This window comes from Chryseobacterium sp. 'Rf worker isolate 10' (assembly GCF_050753305.1).
Lineage (GTDB): Bacteria > Bacteroidota > Bacteroidia > Flavobacteriales > Weeksellaceae > Chryseobacterium.
On record NZ_JBOZOF010000003.1, the window covers coordinates 11,152 to 30,903 of the forward strand.

General features: G+C 37.7%; 11 protein-coding genes. 8 read left to right on the forward strand and 3 right to left on the reverse strand.

Annotated features, from left to right (window positions below; genetic code table 11):
* The first annotated feature begins 119 nt into the window (after positions 1-119).
* The 7 genes from LKL37_RS14395 (at position 120) to msrA (ending at position 11,346) form a co-directional block, all read left to right on the forward strand.
* Positions 120-2,327, forward strand: a complete 2,208-nt coding sequence (locus tag LKL37_RS14395; protein ID WP_431611223.1) for a TonB-dependent siderophore receptor — start codon at positions 120-122, stop codon at positions 2,325-2,327.
* A gap of 36 nt (positions 2,328-2,363) precedes the next feature.
* Positions 2,364-4,523, forward strand: coding sequence for a TonB-dependent siderophore receptor (locus tag LKL37_RS14400; RefSeq protein ID WP_431611224.1), 2,160 nt, complete (start codon positions 2,364-2,366; stop codon positions 4,521-4,523).
* 41 nt (positions 4,524-4,564) lie between these two features.
* Complete coding sequence (locus tag LKL37_RS14405; RefSeq protein WP_431611225.1) at positions 4,565-5,764, forward strand: PepSY-associated TM helix domain-containing protein; 1,200 nt, start codon at positions 4,565-4,567, stop codon at positions 5,762-5,764.
* Positions 5,764-7,878, forward strand: a complete 2,115-nt coding sequence (locus tag LKL37_RS14410) for a TonB-dependent receptor (protein WP_431611226.1) — start codon at positions 5,764-5,766, stop codon at positions 7,876-7,878. The genes LKL37_RS14405 and LKL37_RS14410 overlap by 1 nt, the downstream gene beginning before the upstream one ends.
* Before the next feature lie 51 nt (positions 7,879-7,929).
* On the forward strand, positions 7,930-9,141 hold the full coding sequence (locus LKL37_RS14415) for a PepSY-associated TM helix domain-containing protein (protein WP_431611227.1): 1,212 nt from the start codon (positions 7,930-7,932) through the stop codon (positions 9,139-9,141).
* Positions 9,142-9,220: 79 nt separating this feature from the next.
* Entirely contained in the window at positions 9,221-10,189 is a 969-nt protein-coding gene (locus LKL37_RS14420) for an ROK family protein (protein ID WP_431611228.1), read from the forward strand.
* A gap of 602 nt (positions 10,190-10,791) precedes the next feature.
* Positions 10,792-11,346: a peptide-methionine (S)-S-oxide reductase MsrA gene (msrA, locus tag LKL37_RS14425; protein WP_431611229.1), complete on the forward strand. Its 555-nt coding sequence runs from the start codon at positions 10,792-10,794 to the stop codon at positions 11,344-11,346.
* Between the two features lie 107 nt (positions 11,347-11,453).
* Here msrA and LKL37_RS14430 read toward each other — a convergent pair whose 3' ends face one another.
* Both LKL37_RS14430 and LKL37_RS14435 read right to left on the reverse strand, forming a co-directional pair.
* Positions 11,454-13,214, reverse strand: a complete 1,761-nt coding sequence (locus tag LKL37_RS14430) for a RagB/SusD family nutrient uptake outer membrane protein (protein WP_431611230.1) — start codon at positions 13,212-13,214, stop codon at positions 11,454-11,456.
* Between the two features lie 13 nt (positions 13,215-13,227).
* On the reverse strand, positions 13,228-16,272 hold the full coding sequence (locus tag LKL37_RS14435; RefSeq protein ID WP_431611231.1) for a SusC/RagA family TonB-linked outer membrane protein: 3,045 nt from the start codon (positions 16,270-16,272) through the stop codon (positions 13,228-13,230).
* A gap of 330 nt (positions 16,273-16,602) precedes the next feature.
* Between LKL37_RS14435 and LKL37_RS14440 the strand changes: the two genes are divergently transcribed.
* Complete coding sequence (locus LKL37_RS14440) at positions 16,603-17,679, forward strand: phosphatidylinositol-specific phospholipase C1-like protein (protein WP_431611232.1); 1,077 nt, start codon at positions 16,603-16,605, stop codon at positions 17,677-17,679.
* A 279-nt stretch (positions 17,680-17,958) separates the two neighbouring features.
* On the opposite strand, the gene LKL37_RS14445 is transcribed toward LKL37_RS14440, so the two are convergent.
* Positions 17,959-19,749 carry a metallophosphoesterase gene (locus tag LKL37_RS14445; protein WP_431611233.1) on the reverse strand — a complete coding sequence of 597 codons (1,791 nt, stop codon included), beginning with the start codon at positions 19,747-19,749 and terminating at the stop codon, positions 17,959-17,961.
* Positions 19,750-19,752 lie beyond the last annotated feature (3 nt).

The following is a 19,752-nucleotide window of genomic DNA, read 5'->3' on the forward strand; positions in this document are numbered from 1 at the left end:
TCTGGCATTGGCTAGAGCGGTTTTTTGTTATTCATTATATAACATTTCATGATAAATATCAATCTTATTATTTATTTAGAATACTTAAAAATAATATATTTGCAAAAAATTTGACTTTCATGAAAAATGTACTGATCTGTGCTTCTGCACTGGGAACAATGCTGGTTTCTGCCCAAAAAAAGGATTCTTTAACCACTAAAAGCATTGACGAAGTAATCATCAATACATATGTAAAGAAAGACAGTGAATACTCCAACAAAATGCCTTTAAAAGCAATAGAGGATCCACAGGTATATTCTTCTATTGACAAAGGAGTGCTGGAAAACCAATTGCTATTTACCGTAGATGATGCTTTCAGGAATGTGGCGGGTGCACAGAAAATGTGGAGCGCTACAAACAGAGCCGGAGATGGAGGTATTTATCTTAATTTAAGAGGTTTTGTAGCCGGAAACTCCATCAGGAATGGTATGGTTGCTCCTATTACTACTTCTATGGATGCTATTAACGTAGAAAGAATTGAAGTTTTAAAAGGTCCTTCTGCAACATTATTCGGAAGTAATGTGACTTCTTACGGAGGTGTTGTGAACAGAGTGACTAAAAAACCCTTCGAAACTTTTGCAGGTGCTGTTTCTTTAGCAGGGGGAAGTTATAATTACTACAGAGTTCAGGCAGATGTAAATGCTCCTCTTACGAAAGATAAAAAATTATTATTCAGATTAAATACAGCTTATACCAATCAGGGAACTTTTCAGAGAACCAATGCAAAGAACTCATTTTACGCATTTACTCCATCCATCACTTACCGTCCTACGGATAATTTGGAGATCAATGCGGAGCTGGAAATGTTTGAAACCAATTCATATCCTGAAACAGCATTCTTTTTCTATGTTCCGAGCGCACAGCTTGGTGCAGACAGTATGGATAAGCTGGAAAAGCTAGGTTATAACTATAAGCAGTCTTACACAGGAGAAGGCCTTAAAACTATTGGTAAAGCAAGAAACTTCTTTGGGCAGGTGAACTATAAGATTAATGAGCATATCAAATCCTCTACGAATGTAAGCACTTCTTATTCTTATTCAGACGGATTTAATCCTTATTTCTATTTTGCTCCGAAAGGCATGGTAACAGGAATTCCTACAGATACAGAATTGGGAGTTGTAAGAGCAGATCAGTCAACTAAAGACAGCAAAAGAACGTATTTTCAGGTTCAGCAGAACTTCAATTTTGATTTCAACATCGGAAGTGTAAGAAACAGAACGGTTGCCGGTTTCGATTATATGAGACTGAATGATAACCAATACTTTATGTTCACCAATTTTGACTGGGTTCCGTTCACGGGTACAGATTATTCTAATATGAATGGACAGACATTGGGAGCAATGTATGACAACCTGAGAAAACAGCCTGATTTTGAGAAAAACAACACCTATATAAGCGCTGGTAAAAAAGATACTTACAGTGGTTATATTTCCAATGTAATTACTCCTATAACCGGTCTTAACATTCTTACTTCATTACGGTATGAAACGAATAACTACAGAGGCGGACAGGTAGGACAAAATAAAACAGCCGAATACAAACAGGGAGCATGGTCACCAAAATTTGGCCTAGTTTATCAAATTCTTCCTGAGAAATTATCCGTATTTGGAAATTATCAGAACAGCTTTACCGTAAATGGATATTATACTTCAGACAAGGCCGGAAATGTGACCCTTTCAACTCCTGAAAAAGCTAATCAGTTTGAAGGTGGTATCAAAACAAACCTTATCAAAGGAAGAATTACTACAACGCTAAGCTACTACAATATCCAGGTAAAAAACACCCTTCTGAATACGGGTGAAATGACAGGAACAGGACAGGCTGTACAAAACCAGGCTGGCTTACTAAGAAGCCAGGGAGTAGAACTGGAAGCAAACGCCTATCTGATCAAAGGATTCTCTGTAATTGCCGGAGTAAGCTATAACGATATGAAATATACAGAAGCTGATAATACGGTAATCGGCAGAAGACCCGCTACGGCATCATCTCCATGGTTGGTTAACTTCAATGCAAGTTACCAGTTTCTTGACGGGAAACTAAAAGGACTTGGATTCGGAGTTGGAGGAAATTACGCAAGCGACAACAAGATTGTGAATTCTACGACGATGGGTACTTTCATCCTTCCAAAATATCTGGTACTGAATGCTAATGCATTTTACGATACCAAAAAATTCAGAATCGGGGTAAAAGTAGACAACTTTACCAACGAACATTACTGGAGCGGATATACTACTGCCAATGCCCAGGCACTTGCCAATGTATTAGGAAGCTTTACTTATAAATTTTAACTGTAGAGTAAAAAATAATTACTCCCCTTATAAACAATGAAAAGAATAACAATAGGAGCTGCATTATTAACTTCCATGTTAAGTTTTGCACAGGAAAAAAAAGACACCATCAAATCCAACGATATTGAAGAAGTAGTTGTTAACGGACGATATTATCAGAAGTATAAGCTTAATGAGGTTTCCGGTTCTCTGAGAATCCAGACTCCGATTCTTGAGCTTCCTCAGAATGTACAGTCTATAAGTTCTCAGGTTCTTGCTGATCAGCTGACTTTAAACATGTCTGAAGGAATTGTTCGTAACGTGAGCGGGGCAAGAAAGGTGGAACACTGGGACAATGTGTACTCCAATGTTTTCATGAGAGGGGCAAGTATTGCCACTTTTATGAATGGAATGAATGTTTCCTCTACATGGGGACCCATCAATCCTGATGCATCTATCATAGACCGGATTGAATTTGTAAAAGGTCCTGCCGGATTTATGGGCTCTATGGGAGATCCAGCTGGGTTTTATAATGTGGTAACTAAAAAACCTACCGGAAAGTTTGCCAATAGTGTACGTTTCACAACGGGAAGTTATAACCTCTTCAGAGGGGAAGCCGATCTGGATGGAGTTCTTGTAAAAGACGGGGTTTTAGACTACCGTATCAACTTAATGGGTAGTTCTAACAATTCATGGGTGGAAAATGATAAAACAAGCAAAATTATTGTTGCTCCTTCCATCACTTTCAGACCAACAAAGACTACTACATTTACGGCTCAATACAATTATCAGTATTTAAAATTCAATCAGCCCGGAGCTTACCTGATGTCTAACGACGGATACGCTTCACTGAATGTACATACCAACTTTAATGATCCTAATTTCAAGAAAACCGAGGTAAAAGATCAGAGTTTATTTTTAACCTTAGACCAAAAGCTTTTCAAAGATTGGGTTTGGAGCACACAGTATGCTTATATGGACCTGAATTACGACGGGGGCTCATGGTGGGGAACTTTTGACCCTACCAATAAAAATGTTTTAAACAGAACAGTAAGCAACTGGCAGGCTAAAGGAAAGAACCATATTTTCCAGACGTATGTAAGAGGAAAGCTTAATACAGGAAATATTGTACATAAAATTATTGCAGGATTCGATTACGGAGACAGAAAGTACAATGCAGACTTTTCATCTTTTGCAGGAGGTCCATTCCCAATTGATATTTATAATGTCAACTATGGTGTAGATCCTTCCAAACTTCCTTCTTCTGATTTTTACACTTTAAACCCATCTGCTCCGTTTTATGATGATGAAGGTGTAAAATATACCTCATATTATGCTCAGGATCAGATCGAAATGTTTAACAACAAGCTAAGAATAACATTAGCAGGAAGATACACAAGCGGTACTACTTATGCCGGATATCCATACTATTCACCGGGAAATGTTATTCCTAAAAACAAAGCAGGAGAATTCACGCCGAGAGTGGGAATCAGCTATTCTATCCTAAGCGATTTCTCTGTGTATGGAATCTATGATAAAACTTTTGTTCCACAATCTGCAGTAGGAATTAATAATACTCAGATCACAGATCCTTTCAGAGGACAGAACATTGAATTCGGATTGAAGAAAGACTGGTTCGGAGGAAAATGGAACTCTACTTTTGCTGTATATGAAATCAGAAGACAAAATATTCTTGTTGCCGGAGCTAAAGAACAAAATGGAGGAAATCCTTTTCAGGTTGCTACAGGCGAACAGAGAGCAAGAGGTTTTGAAACTGATATCAAAGGAGAAATCATCAAAGGCCTGAACATTGTTATCAACTATGCTTATACAGATGCAAAAACCATCAAAGATACAGATCCGACAAGAATTGGAATTCAGTCTCCGGGAAATGCAAAAAATGTACAGAATACCTGGCTAAGCTATAGGTTCGAAAATGGGCTTATAAAAGGTTTCGGAATTTCAGCAGGTTATCAGTATCAGGGAGGAAGACAATCCTGGTTTGGAGTAAATGCCGCAAAAGATCAGAGCCTTCCGGATTATTTCGATACCAACTTCGGGGTTTCTTATGTTGCTAAAAAATTTGATGTCAACCTAATCTTGAATAATGTTCTTAACAAAAAACTGTACAGCGGATACAGAGGAGATGCAGGTGAATATGCATGGATCTACAATGCTCCGCGTAACTGGAGATTATCAATAGGATATAAATTTTAAAAATTCAAAGGTTAGCCCCTCCCCGGGGTTAACTTTTTGCTATGAGAAAAAAGCATCATCATACAAAGAAAGCTCCTTCAAAAAAATGGTCAGCCAAACTTCATTTGTGGTTTGGTTTATCTGTTGGTATTATTGTATTTATAGTCTCTCTTTCGGGGACTTTATATGTTTTTAAGGACGAAATACAGAATAGCCTGCGAAAAGAAGCTATTTATCTGAAAAAAGAGGAGATCGGAACAAAATCTTTACCGATTAACCTTCTTCGTGAAAAAGTATCGCTGGAACTTAATGAAAAATATCCTGTAAGTGCTGTAGAAATTCCATTGGACAAAACGAAATCCTATCAGTTTGAGTACTATGATAAAAGCAAAAAGGGATGGAACTATTTTCAGCAGGTACGCATCAACAAGTTGATTTATGTGAATCAGTATACCGGGCAAATCCTTGCTGTTTACAATGAAAAATATGATGTCTTTAGTATTTTGAAATACCTCCACTGGGGACTGCTGCTCAACTCAGAATGGGGACCATACACCGTAGGAATCCCAACCGTTCTTTTCATTGTTATGCTGATTACAGGAATCATTTTATGGTGGCCTAAAAATAAAAATGCCAGAAAAGGACGTTTCTGGTTCAATTGGGAAAATGTAAAAAACTGGAAGCGTAAAAATTATGATCTTCATAATGTACTTGGATTTTATGCATCATTTATTGCTTTGCTTCTATGTGTTACAGGGCTTTATTTTGCTTATCCTTATGTAAAAAATACATTCACATTTGCCTTATCAGGCTCATGGGAGCTTCCAAAGGAAAAAGAAAGAAAATCTCCGGACTCTCTGATGGCTAAAAATGAAGCTGTTTTTGATCTGGCTGCGGCACAGACAGAAAAGCTATATGCAAAATCCTCCAGCTTCAGAATTAATCTAAACGGAAAGAATAAAAAAGGAAAAGAACTGAAGAGCCTTCCGGTAACGGTTTACGGACTGGATGGAAGATACAGCGAAAGAAACATCCTGACATTTGATAAATACTCCGGAAAACTACTGGCCAACAAACCTCATCACAATCTCAATACTGCCGAGAAATATTCCAACGCTAATTATGATATCCATACCGGATCCTACTTCGGAATCATTGGAAAAATCATCTGGTTTATGGCCGGCCTGACATGTACATCACTCCCTGTAACCGGATTCCTGGTTTGGTGGGGAAAAAGAAAGAAAAAAGGAAAGAAAATATAATGAAAAAAGCGCTTTTATCAGCTGCCTGTCTAGGAACAACTGCCGTTTTTGCCCAGGTAAAAGATACTCTACAAACTAAAAATGTAGACGAGGTTGTCATGACTGCCTCCAGAAAAAGGGAAAACATAAAAGAAGTTCCAAGCTCTATCACAGTGGTAGGAGAAAAACAGATTCAGTCTCAGCTGACTGTTAACTCAGATATTACAAGCATCCTGCAGTATACGGTTCCCAGTTTAGGAACCAATTCCGGGCAGACTTCCAACTCCGGACAGACGTTAAGAGGGCGCCAGGTTTTGGTTTTGATCGATGGAATTCCACAGTCTACCCCACTTCGTAACGGAGCAAGAGATTTAAGAACTATCGACCCTTCAGCCATCGAAAGAATCGAGGTGATCAAAGGTGCATCTTCCATCTACGGAAACGGTGCAGACGGAGGGATCATCAATTATATTACAAAAAGAAACAAATCAGATAAAAAGATTTCCGGAATTTCACAGATTGGCCTTACCGGACAGCCATATGGTGGTACTTTAGGAGTAAGAGCCAGCCAGCTTTTATCCGGAAAGATCAATAAGTTTGACTATACCCTTTCATTAGCCTACGAAAGAACGGGATATACAAAAGATGGAGATGGTGTTTTGATAAGTCCAACCTACAGTATTGCCAAAATGGACAACTACAACGGATTGCTGAAAGTAGGTTATGATATCAACGAGAATCAAAGAATTGAAGCATCTTATATCGGTTATTCTTCAAGATCAGATCTGAATGTAGGATTAAAAACAGGAAAATACGGCATCACGCCTACCATTGGGGAAGGAATTGGAAAAGGATTGGAAACAACGCCTCAGGGAACTCCTAAAAACCATAACATCAGATTGAGCTATGACAATAAGAACCTGTTTGCCGGAACTTCTTTGAATATCAACCTTTATTATCAGGATTTCAAAACCGTTTACGGATACAGCGATACGTTTTTCAATGGCGGTCAGTCTAATGTCATTTCAAAAAAAGCTGGAGCAAGATTCAATTTTGACACCCAGCTTTGGAATTCAGCCAACTCTCAGGGAGAAATCATCTACGGAGCTGATATTCTGAATGATGAAACTGTACAAAAGCTGGAAGACGGCCGTTTCTGGACTCCGAACATGAGTATGACCAATATTGCGCCTTTCGTGCTGGCAAAAATTGATCTGTTTAAAAAATTAACCATCAAAGGAGGTCTTCGCTACGAAAATATTAAAGTAAATGTAGATGACTTCAATACGCTTTCTACCCTGAAAAGTGACGGAACTTTCACCAAAAGTATTCCTGTTGCCGGCGGAAAACTGAACTATAATGCATTGGTTGGAAATATTGGTATCCGTTATAATATTGAGCCTTATATCAACCTTTTCGGAAGCTTCTCTCAGGCTTACTCTATCAATGAATTAGGAAGAATCTTAAGAACCTCAACCTCTGAAACCATCAATAGCCTGGAAACAAAACCCATTATCGTTAACAACTATGAATTGGGTGCAACAGGACAACTTTCAAGCTGGCTGAATTATGAACTAACCTCTTATGTGAGTACATCTAAATTAGGTGCATCATTTGTACAAAGTCCGGACAGGGCATTAATGATTCAGAGATCTCCGGAGATAGTATACGGAGTGGAGGGATTTTTACACTTTACCCCTACAAAATGGATTCAGTTTGGAGGAAGCTACAGCTGGATGGAAGGAATTACTTCTGTAAAAGATGACGGTGATTATTCTGCAAAAATCAACAACAGCAGAATTTCTGCACCTAAAGTACTGGCTTATGTTCAGGCGAGGCCTGTTCCTGCTTTATCCGTTGGTCTTGATATGCTTCACTCTTTCCAGCAAAACAGATTTGAACCTAATGCTAAAACGGGACAATATGCCTACGGTGAGGGGTTTGTTCCTGAATATACTGTTTTTAATTTCAAATCAAGTTATGAAGTTAGCAGCAACTGGAGGCTGTCATTAGGTATTGAAAACCTATTCAACAAAGTATATCAGCCTGCTATTTCATGGTGGACAGCCAGAGACAGTGACTTCACGAATGCTCTTGGATTAAGAGGAACATTCATGATTGAATATAAATTTTAATTAAACTAAATAAAAAGTAAAACATATCTTTGCTTTACTTTTTACTGCTATATGAAGAAAAATCATCATCATAAAAAGAAACCTGGATTCTTTAAGAAATGGTCTGCCAAGCTGCACCTGTGGTTTGGATTGGGAATAGGTTTTCTGATCTTTATTATCTCTATTACAGGAGCATTATACGTTTTTAAGGATGAAGTAGAAAATGTCACCCGAAAAGATGTCATGTACCATCATGAGCAAAATATCGAGCAGAAACAGGTACTTCCTATCCGAGTGATGGAAAAGGCTGTTGCGGAGCAGGTAAAAGAGAAATACCCAATCCACTGGGTAAACGTTCCTATTGACAAGACGCAGTCTTATATGTTCTTCTGGTATGAGCATAATACGGATGCCTGGAACTATTTTGATGAATTTCCTATCTACAAACAAGCTTATGTAAACCCATACACCGGAAAAGTACTGAGAGTATATGATGAGAAAAACGGCTTCTTCAACATTGTAAAAATGATCCACTGGAGCTACCTTTTAAAACAGGACTGGGGAACTTATGTGGTAGGAATTCCTGTTATTATCTTTATTATTATGCTGATCTCCGGGATTATTCTATGGTGGCCCAAAAATAAAGCAGCAAGAAAACAGCGTTTTGCTTTCAAATGGAAAAATATTAAAAGCTGGAAACGAAAAAACTATGATCTTCATAATGTATTAGGGTTTTATGCCTCAATTTTCGCGTTAATATTCTCTATTACAGGGCTTTTCTATGCATTTTTTGTAGTGCAGGCAATGATTTATGTGATATTTTCCGGTGGAGAAACCAAATACCCTGACTTCTCACACATTAAAACAAAAGCTCCTATTGAGCTGAGAACAGAAGGAACACTGGATAAAATCATCAATACAGTACAGACAAAATATCCTGATTCCTACGGTTTTGCCATAGACTTAGGACATCCACATATGGATGACCATGAGCATCCGAACTTTGAGGTGTATGTGAAACACCTTTCTTATTCTTATCATAAAAGCAGCAGCTTAATCTTTGATGAAAACTCAGGAGAGCTTCTTCATACTCATGATCCGAAGGACAAAAACTTTGGGGAAAAGGTAGTGAGCGCCAATTATGATATTCACGTAGGCGCTATTTTAGGGCTTCCAACCAAGATCATTGCATTTGTTGTAAGTATTATCTGTGCCTCTCTTCCGGTAACCGGATTTATGATCTGGTGGGGAAGAAAAAAGAAAAAACCGGCAAAACCAGTTTAACATATTAAATAAAACGGAGTTAATAATCTATTAATACAATCTTTTTTATAATTTTAGCCCCTAGAATTTAATAATAGAAATGTCATTAATAGATTTATCAAAACAAGTTGCCCTTGGAGTTGACATCGGCGGAACCAATACTAAATTCGGAATCGTAAACCACCGTGGAGAAGTTCTGGATAAAGGAAATCTGAGAACTGATGCCTATGACAAAGTGGAAGATTTCATCGATGCTTTATATGAACATGTTCGTCCAATGATGGAAAAGTATGGTACAGAAGCACACTTTGACGGAATCGGGGTTGGCGCACCGAACGCCAACTATTACAAAGGAACCATAGAACTGGCTCCAAACCTTCCCTGGAAAGGAGTAATTCCTTTCGCTGAACTGATGACTGCAAAATTTAATCTGCCCTGTACAGTAACCAATGATGCGAATGCTGCAGCACTGGGAGAAATGCTTTTCGGAGCAGCAAGAGGGATGAAAGATTTTATCATGATTACCCTGGGAACAGGCGTAGGAAGTGGAATTATTGCTAACGGAAGCTTAATCTATGGACATGATGGATTTGCCGGGGAATTGGGACATACGATTGTAAAACCAGGGGGTAGAAAACACTGGAGTACAGGTTCTGAAGGAAGCCTGGAGGCCTATGCTTCTGCTACAGGAATTACCATTACAGCTAAGAAAATGAGAGCGGAGTTCCCGGAATCTATGCTGAACCAGTATCCTGAAGACGAGATCAATTCTAAAACAGTATACGAATGTGCTATGAATGAAGACCCGATTGCTATTGAGGTTTTCAGATATACAGGTCAGAAGCTGGGTGAAGCAATAGCCAATTTTGTGATGTTCTCTTCGCCTGAAGCTATTCTTCTTTTCGGAGGAGTAATCAAAGCAGGAGATTTTATTTTAAAGCCGGCTAAACTTCATATGGAAAGAAACCTTCTTCCAATTTTCAGAAATAAAGTGAAACTGGTATTCAGTGAACTTGACGAAGCAGATGCTGCCATTCTTGGAGCAAGTGCTTTGGTTTGGGAAAAATAACTGAACGCTATTTTAATAATATAGAGCATCCTTTTTTAGGGTGCTTTTGTTTTTCACTACAGATTACACAGATTTTCACAGATGATTATGTTGTATTTCTTTGTGTTTATTTGTGAAAGTATTGGTGTTATTTGTCCTTAAGATTAAAAATTCAGCTTAATTAAGATGCTTCGACTCCGCTCAGCATGACATTGCTAATACTACATGCTTTAAGAGACTTTTGACATTATTTCTGGCATCGTATATTTCACAGATAAGTACGTTTTGCTTTCCTTGTGCTTATTTGTGAAAACATTGGTGTTATTTGTGTTTAAAACTAAAATGGGAGGATAGAATTCATCCTAATTGAGATGCTTCGACCCAGCTCAGCATGACACTGCTAATACTAACTGCCTAAAAAAACCTGGTGTTATCTCTGTTATTTTATATTCTACATTCACCTATAAAAATGTTTGCTAATTGTGTTTAAAATCATTTGTCACATCTATCATTGCAATTTGAGTTTACAACATAAAATCATGTTCAAATGAAAAAGTTTTTCATACTTTTGATCAGCTTTTTCCGTGTCTGGAAAAGATCATAAAACAATATAATTACGCAAAATGGACAACAATAATTTAGAACAGATTACTTTCGGAGGCGGATGTTTCTGGTGTGTGGAAAGCTGTTTCAATATGCTTAAGGGAGTACAGTCTGCTATTTCAGGATATTCCGGTGGACATAAAGATAACCCGACGTATCAGGAAGTTTGCACTGGAGAGACAGGACATGCAGAAGTGGTGCAGATCACTTATGATCCAGCTATTATTTCTTATGAACAACTGATGGATGTATTTTTCTTTTTGCATGATCCTACTCAACTTAACAGACAGGGGAATGATATCGGGACTCAATACCGTTCTGTAATTTATTATAAAGATGATGCTGAGAAATCAAAGGCTGAGGAAGCGATCAAAGTATCTCAGGAATCAGGAAGATGGGCTGGAACTTACGTGACAGAATTAACGAAATTCGATAAATTCTGGGCAGCAGAACAATACCACCAGGGATATTACAACGAAAACCCGACACAACCTTATTGCAGCGCTGTGGTAGGTCCTAAAATTCAGAAATTCAAAAAACATTTCGGAGAACTGGGAATGTTGAATGCAGAATAAAACGTGATATTTTAAGTTTCGGCAAATCCCATATAAAATAACAGAAGCGAAGAGGAAATCTCTTCGCTTCTTGTTTGACGCAAAAAATAATTGTTTATATGAAAAAACTAATATCCTGGATTCTGTGTAAAATCTTTTGAGGCATCAATGGTTGCCTGAGGGATTGGGAAAATCCTTCTGTAAGGCTGAGAAGCAGGTTTCGCTGTTCCCGGTAAATCAAATTTCTTGAATCTGATCATCGCCTTTCTTCTGTACATCTCCCAATACAGTTCATATCCTGATTCTTTAAACAGTGTATTCTCATCTAAAGAAGCAATGGCAACTCCCGGAGTATTGTTCTTTAAAGCATCATTTGTTCTGCTTGTTCTCAGTTTATTGACATCAGCCAAAGCTCCCGCTAAATTCCCGCTTCTTAAGTAGGCTTCTGCTCTCATCATATAGATAGTTCCTAATCTGTACAATGGCACATCCATTCCGCTTGTTCCGTTGTTTCCATAGCCTGGATCAAATTCAAATTTAAAGTTTCTTACTCCTCTGTTGATCTGAGCCTGTGTAAATACAGATTCAGAAGGGTTGTCAAAATTCAGTTCAGGAGTGAAATCTGCAGCAAGCGTGGTATTTTTTTCGGTAAATAATTTGTAGACCTTAATTCTTCCGTCTGATGTCATATCAAAGTTTCCGTCTGCAAGAAGCTTAGGACCGTATTGCTGGCCTACCTGCAACCCTCTGTTGAAATGAAACCATGGTTTTCCGGTTCCTTCTACTTTACTTGATGATGGTACACTTACATCTGTTCCGTCATTTCTGAACCATGTTCCATCCGCATACTGATAAGATCTCTGAAAACGTGGATCATCATGATTTCCGTTCCATGAATAATAGAATTCCGGGGTGATACATGAGGCATTGGTTCCTCTGTTGTCTGGAGATGGTTTCTGGATTCTTTCCATAGACATGTACGCAAGGTCATTATCTGAAGTTTTGTCTGTATTCTTCTTCTGAACAATAGAGAAGATCATTTCCTTACTTGTATCATTATTGATATCAAAATTGTGGAAATAGTTAGACTCCAAGCTGAAATTTGGATTGTTGATCAACAAATTGGAATACTCAATTACTTTATCCATATCCGTTCCTGAACCATTCACCGCCTGTTCCAAAAAGTTAAAAGATCCTGCAGTTTTATTCTTCAAAACAGCTCTGTTCAGGTACATATCTGCAAGAAATGCATAGGCTGCCTGTTTCGTAAATCTTCCGGCGTGCGTGTTCTGTGTCTTAATATCTGCCAGATTGGGAATAAGCCCTTCCACTTCAGTGATCAAAGCATCAATGGTAGTTTCTGCTTTTCTAATCTGAATAGGAGCATTAATATTATTGGGATCTCTGTAAGGAGCCTGCCCGAAAAGATCAATCGTTGTATACGTATAGTAGGCCAATAGTCCTTTTGCTTCAGCTAAAAATAAAGCCCTGTTGGTACTGTTGCTTTTTTCAATACTTGAAATGGCTGTCAAAGACTTTGTAATTCCAAAATTCAGGGAATTCCAGGTTGTTTTTACTACATCACTGCCTGCATCCCATGAGAATTCATGCATCGCTCTCCATTTTCCGCCATCACCCCAGTCGCTTCCTCTTGTTGGTAATAACGCTTCATCAGTAGAATATTCCTGCAAGGCAAAAACGTTTCCGTGGTCTACAAAAGTTCCGTCTCCCAGCTGGCTGTAAGCAGCGGCAAGAGCAGCTTCAGGATCTGCCGTTTCAGAACCCAATACCTCATCGATCACTTTTTCATCCAGATTGGTACATCCCATTAAAGAAAATACAGCAATGGATAATATAATTTTATTGATATTTAAAAATTTAGATTTCATGATTTCTTTTCAATTAAAATTTAACAGTAGCTCCCAAAATGAAAGTCTTTGCAGATGGATATGTGGTGTAATCAATTCCCAGTGACTGGTTTCCACTTACCTGTTTGTTTGTATCCACTAATGGATCATACCCTGTGTAGCTTGTAATAGTGAACAGGTTTTGTGCACTTACGTAAAGATTGATGCTTCTGAGGAACTTCAGCTGGCTGGTATCGAAGGTATATCCTAGTTTCACGTTATTTAATCTGATAAAGTCTGACTTTTCAAGATAAAGGGATGATAGCTGAGGCTGATTGGTGAAATTGGCTCCTGATTCGTAGAAGTTTTTCAAAACGTTTCTGTCTGAAGCTAAGTTGTTGATATTTAAATCCAATGCAGTATTATTCACAAGGTAGCCACCCGTTTGTCCGATGAAAGAGAATGAGAAATCAAACTTCTTGTATTTCATATAAGAATTAATCCCGAAAGTGAAATTCGGAATAGCTCCCTCAAAGATCTTTCTGTCATTCTGATCAATTCTTCCGTCACCATTTACATCTTCATAGATATATTTTCCGTTGGCATCCACTCCCAAATAATTCAGCATGTAGAAAGATCCTGCTTCATAGCCATTCTTGTAAATATTGGCTGTCACTCCGGAAAGCCCAGGTCCTGAAACCTCCCCTGAATAAATAGCCGAAACCGGAAGGTCTTTTACTACATTATTCACCGTAGCTCCGTTGACATCAAAGTTCCATGTGAAATTTTCAGTTTTAATAATTTCTGAACCTAAAGAGAATTCAAAGCCTTTATTGACAATCTTGGCATCAACATTTTTCCATACCGTGCTTGTAGGGCTTAAGGGTCTGGAAGGGATATTCAGAATCGGGTCTTTTGTTACTTTGTTGTAGTATTCTAGTGATCCATACAATTTGTTTCTCCATAAGCTGAAGTCTGCTCCAATATTGGTCTGCTCCACCACTTCCCATTTCAGATCAGGGTTGGGAGTTCTGTTGATCACCACTCCATTGATCAGGTTCAAATTATCATACAAATAGTATCCTCCGGATGGCGACAGTGAAGAGCTCGCCTGAGTAATCTTATTCGGAACTTCCTGGTTACCGGTTTGTCCCCAGCTTCCTCTTAATTTTAATTCATTAATAATTTGAGAATCCTTCAGGAAATTTTCATTAGAAATTGTCCATCCCACTGCAACAGAAGGGAAATATCCGTATTTGTTGTTTTGACCGAAACGGGTAGAACCGTCAGCTCTCAATGAAGCCGTTAATAAATATTTTTTATCAAAATTATAATTTACCCTTCCAAAATAAGACTGCAGCTCATTCTCCTGAGCATATCCCGCAGCCGGAATAAATGCTTCCCCAGAATACCCAGGATTGATTTCCGGAGAAATTCCTGCTCCCTGATTCGCAATATTTTTTACTCCAAAATATGTTCCTGTAGTTTTGAATTTCTGGTATGAAAAACCACCTAATAAGCTGAAATTGTGTTTATTTAAACTAATATCATAGGTTAAGTAATGTTCCAAAAGTACATTATAGGAATCAAGATTAGCCTGAACGTACATTCCTTTTGGCGTTCTGTCTGTAATGTTCGGATACATGGTTGTATTTCTCTCAGACATTGTTTTATCAATCCCCAGGTTAAACTTATAATTCAACCCCGGTAAAATTCTCAATGTGGCCTCTGTATTCCCCAACACTCTGAAAGTATTGGTTTTATCATTGTAAACGCTCAATAGATACAATGGATTGTAATGAGCATTCATATTGAAGTTGGTAAAGTTTCCGTTCTGATCATATACTGAACGTGTAGGATTCGCCATCAAAGCATGGATAATCACCTGGCCGTCAGAACCTGCGTTGGCTCCGTTCGGAATTCCGGTTTCTTTGATGTCACTTGCCGTAAGGTTGAGCTTAATCTTTAATCGTTTGTTGTCAAAGAAAGATTCTTCTGCATTCAGACGGGCTGTCGTTCTTTTGAAACCACTATTCAGAATAATCCCGTCCTGATCCATATGAGAGATAGACGCAAAGTAATTTCCGGTTTCCGTGGATTTTGAAAATGATACTGAGTGGTTGGAAGACACTGCATTTCTGAAAATCTCATCCTGCCAGTCTGTATTTCCGCCATGGTCGTATAATTTGTTGATTCCTGCCGACCTGTATTCATCAGCGCTCATCAGATCTAGTTTTTTAATGACTGAAGAAAAACCTAAATACGTATCATATGTAAACAAAGGCTCCCCTTTTCTTCCTCTTTTTGTCGTTACCAAAACAACACCGTTTGATCCTCTTGCTCCGTAGATAGCTGCTGCAGAAGCATCTTTTAAAACAGTGATGGATTCAATATCACTGGTATTTAAAAAGTTGAGCGGGTTTTTTGCCTGAGCATTTCCTAAACCGATATTCGGGCCTGTAGCACTTACGGCATCGTTACTCAAAGGCACTCCATCTACAACGAATAAAGGGGTACTTCCGCTTCGGATAGAACCGATCCCTCTGATGGAAACATTCACTCCCGCTCCAGGTTCTCCACTAGACTGAACGATACGGACACCTGCGATTTTTCCCTGCATCAGGTTGTCAACGGAAATGTTCATTCCTTCTTTGAAATTCTCGGCTTTCAGCTGGCTCACTGCTCCTGTTAAATCAGATTTCTTCTGAGAACCATACCCTACCAGCGTAACCTCTTCAATAGAAGTTGATCCTTTTGGGGGTTCTAGTTTTACAGAAACTGAAGTACTTGAGATTTTCACCATCTGAGTTCCATATCCTTCGTAAGAAATAGACAAGGTCTGCCCGATATTGGCCGAAATAGTAAAGTTTCCCGATGCATCGGTAGAAGCAGTGTCTCCGGTTTCTACAACCGTGATTTTAGCGCCTTCAATGGCACCTCCTTTCTGATCCGTTACATTTCCGGAAATGGTTTCGTTTACCTGCGAAAACACAGGATAGTTTGAAGTAAATCCTTTAGCATCAGCTTGGTTCGCCACCAAAAAAATTAATGCAATCGGAATTAGCTTTTTAAACTTAAAAAAATTAATTTTGTGGTACATATCAATAAGTAAAGTAATTGCAAGACGTTACATTGCTTATCAAAAAGCCGCTGTTGTTCCCGCAACAGTGGTTTTCTTTTCAGGCAACGGTTAGTTTTTATTTCGGCATACAAAGTAAAAGGATCTACCACAAATCTATTTTAACATAATATTATCTTAAAGTCAACAAAATATAAATATCTCAATTTGAGAGAATAGAAACAGGCTAGATATCAAATATTTATATTCCATTATTTTTCTATTATTCACAGAATTTTAAAAATTACTTAACATAATATATAAATCATTCCCTGTGAAGAGTAATTAATTTCGCGTTTAAAATGTATCGAAATGAAAAAGGCTGTTTATCTTGGCATTTGTTTATCTTCTTTCAACCTGTTGTGGGCACAATTCCATTCTCTGAATAATGTAAAGATTAATGAAATTCAGGTTATTGGATCTCATAATTCTTATAAAAAAGCGATTCTTCCTGAAGTATATCGTTATTTGTCTCAAAAAGATACCCTGAACGCTCTGCCAAGGATTCAGTATGAACACATCCCTATTCTTCAGCAGCTGGATCTGGGATTGAGAAATCTGGAAATTGATGTATATGCAGACAGCAAAGGAGGAAAATATGCCCATCCTAAAATTCTGGATCTGGTAAAGACCACCGAGCCTTTTGATCCGGAAGGTAAAATGAAAAAGCCGGGTTATAAGATGATCCATATTACAGATATTGATTATCAGACATGGTATTATACATTAGAAGACTGTCTGAAGGATCTGAAAAAATGGTCTGATAAACATCCTGATCACGATCCGGTTTTTATAACGCTTGAACCTAAAGATGGAAAAGCCAATCAGTTTGGAACAGAGCCGGAACATTATACGTCAAAACTTTTTGATGATCTCGATAATGAGTTAAAAAAATATCTGGGAAAAGATAAAATAATTATTCCGGATGATATCCGTGGTTCTTATACAACACTTAATGAAGCTGTTGTAAAGAAAAACTGGCCTAAAGTAAGAGATGTAAAAGGAAAATTCCTTTTTGTAATGGATAACAATGGAGAAAACAGGGATTTGTATATTAAAGATCATCCTTCATTAAAAGGGAGAATGATTTTCACGAATTCCACTCCGGGAACTCCTGAATCTGCTGTTTTATTTATGAATGAACCCAAGAAAGACGATATTGTAATTAAAGATCTGGTTAAAAAAGGATACATCATTCGTACCAGAGCTGATGCCGATACCATGGAAGCACGAAGTGAGGATTATTCAAGGTTTGAGAAAGCTAAGGAAAGCGGCGCGCAAATCATTACAACAGATTATTATTATCCAAGCAAATTATTCAAATCCAATTATAAGGTAAGTTTTGATAATAACACTTATGAAAGAATGAACCCTGTAACAGGAAAATAGTCCTGTTTTGCTATTAGATTTATAATTGAGGAGGCTGTCTGAAAGGGCAGCCTTTCTGTTTTTCAAACACTAATGACGTTAATGTTTTTCACAAATAACACAGGAAAACAGAATACAATTTCTTGTATTTAATCACCGCAAAGTATTTTAAAGCAGTTAGTATTAGCCATGTAATGCCGAGCTTAGTCGAAGCATTTTAATTTTAAACACTAATGCTTTTCACGAATAGACACAACCAATCTATTAAACATAAGGCAAATGTTTATAAAGCACAGAGATTTAGAGCTTTCTTATTTCTTTCCTCCTCAAGTCTATTTCAAAATGATCTGCAGGATCTCCATGGGAAAGTAATGAAAGGATTCTAAAAACAGATTTCAACTGCTGAACAAATGGGTCATCTTTCGAGTCTTGCTCCTTGTACAATTTCTCCAATAACTGATACTGCTTCAGTCTCTCTTCGGGAATATCCTTTCCTGCCAGCTCATCTGCAGACTGAAACTTATATAGATCCAATAACAGATCATCAAAAGACCAGTTTTTAAAATCTTCAGATCTGATTCTTTTCTTTTTTAACTGATCTTTATTATGAATGAGTAAGAGAAGGTCTTCACCATTTAAATTTTTAGTCTTTTCAATAAAATCTTTTGGCCAGTCATCCGGAATCATCCGTAGGCGAACCAGTTCTTTTAAATGAAAGAGCATAAAATCATGATAGGATTTTGTCTTTAAAATATCTTTATTCCAAAGTATTTTACCTGTGCTGTTTTGTAAAACTTCATATTCCTTTTCGTATAGAGGAAACAATTCATCGAAGCGGGGAACTTCATTTAAAACCTCGGTTGTCACTTCCATCTTATCAGGAGATTGGATGGTCAGAACTTTATACGCAGGAAGATAAGCTGCCAGTGATGGCACCTGAACATTCACCAAAATATTATCTCCTACCCTTCTGATACCGGTATCATTAATATGCATATGCCCAGCAAAATGAATTTGTAGTCCTACTTCAGTAAATACTTTTGCTACTTCTTCCTGAGGAACACGTTCCAATTGCCACTTTTTCTCACCTAACAAGCTTTTAATTTCATGCGTTGCTCCATCATTGAAGTCAATCATAGGATAATGGGTAAAAGCAATCAGGGTTTTATTATTTTTCTTTGCTTCGGCAGCCAGTTTTTTTACCCATAGGATTAAATGCTGTTTGTTGGTCAGTACATTATTATAGCCAATAGCCGCTCCTTTATAGTTGGACGTATTTTCAGGGTGTTCATTGATGTTTTTCGGAACATAAGTATTCCCATCTATAGCAATCATCCATACATCTTTCACAGGTTCAACAACATAACTTAAATCCGGGACAGAAAACCCTTTGGCAACTTCATACATTCTTTGGTGATAATCCGCAGACTGCAACCCTTTTTTGTACGAATAATTTTTAAAAGAATCATGATCAAAGGGTGTACCCCAGTAGAAATCTTCTTTTTTAGGATAGAACCCAAAATCTTTTAATTCATTCAAAATTTCAAGATATCCGGATTCAGCAATATCTTTTGTGATCACTTTACCCGTTGATTTTCCGATATTTTCTTTGCTGTAAATCCCTAGTGTCTTTCCATCTTCTCCAAGAAAATCATCTTTCCCTCCATCGTTTCTGAAAGGTCCTACCGGATCATGGTTCCCTGTTGTCAAATAAAAACGAATTCCATATTTCTGATGATAATGTTCTAAAATAGCATGCAGCCCGCGAAGGTTATAAGCCTGCCCGTCATCTGAAAAGTCTCCGGGCATGGCTACGATTTTAATTCCTTTTGCAGCAATATCATCAAGCGCTTTGAGAAAAGCAAAATAGTTCTCATTGAAAATTCTTGTAGAATGCAATTGAGAATCCATTGTTCTCAGAATAGTAGGTTTTCCTGTTTTAGGATTTATAATTCCTTTAAAATCATGATCCGAAAAACTACCGTATAAATCCTGAAAATGTACATCGGAAAGAAATGCTATCTGAGCAGGTTTCTGTGCCGATAGAAATGCAGATATAAAAATTAAACAGGAGAATATTCTTTTATTCATCTT

What these genes read in the sequence shown, in the direction of transcription:
- LKL37_RS14395 (WP_431611223.1), top strand. Translation starts at nt 120, where the DNA reads ATGAAAAATGTACTGATCTGTGCTTCTGCACTGGGAACAATGCTGGTT.
- LKL37_RS14400 (WP_431611224.1), top strand. Translation starts at nt 2,364, where the DNA reads ATGAAAAGAATAACAATAGGAGCTGCATTATTAACTTCCATGTTAAGT.
- LKL37_RS14405 (WP_431611225.1), top strand. Translation starts at nt 4,565, where the DNA reads ATGAGAAAAAAGCATCATCATACAAAGAAAGCTCCTTCAAAAAAATGG.
- LKL37_RS14410 (WP_431611226.1), top strand. Translation starts at nt 5,764, where the DNA reads ATGAAAAAAGCGCTTTTATCAGCTGCCTGTCTAGGAACAACTGCCGTT.
- LKL37_RS14415 (WP_431611227.1), top strand. Translation starts at nt 7,930, where the DNA reads ATGAAGAAAAATCATCATCATAAAAAGAAACCTGGATTCTTTAAGAAA.
- LKL37_RS14420 (WP_431611228.1), top strand. Translation starts at nt 9,221, where the DNA reads ATGTCATTAATAGATTTATCAAAACAAGTTGCCCTTGGAGTTGACATC.
- msrA (WP_431611229.1), top strand. Translation starts at nt 10,792, where the DNA reads ATGGACAACAATAATTTAGAACAGATTACTTTCGGAGGCGGATGTTTC.
- LKL37_RS14430 (WP_431611230.1), bottom strand. Translation starts at nt 13,214, where the DNA reads ATGAAATCTAAATTTTTAAATATCAATAAAATTATATTATCCATTGCT.
- LKL37_RS14435 (WP_431611231.1), bottom strand. Translation starts at nt 16,272, where the DNA reads ATGTACCACAAAATTAATTTTTTTAAGTTTAAAAAGCTAATTCCGATT.
- LKL37_RS14440 (WP_431611232.1), top strand. Translation starts at nt 16,603, where the DNA reads ATGAAAAAGGCTGTTTATCTTGGCATTTGTTTATCTTCTTTCAACCTG.
- LKL37_RS14445 (WP_431611233.1), bottom strand. Translation starts at nt 19,749, where the DNA reads ATGAATAAAAGAATATTCTCCTGTTTAATTTTTATATCTGCATTTCTA.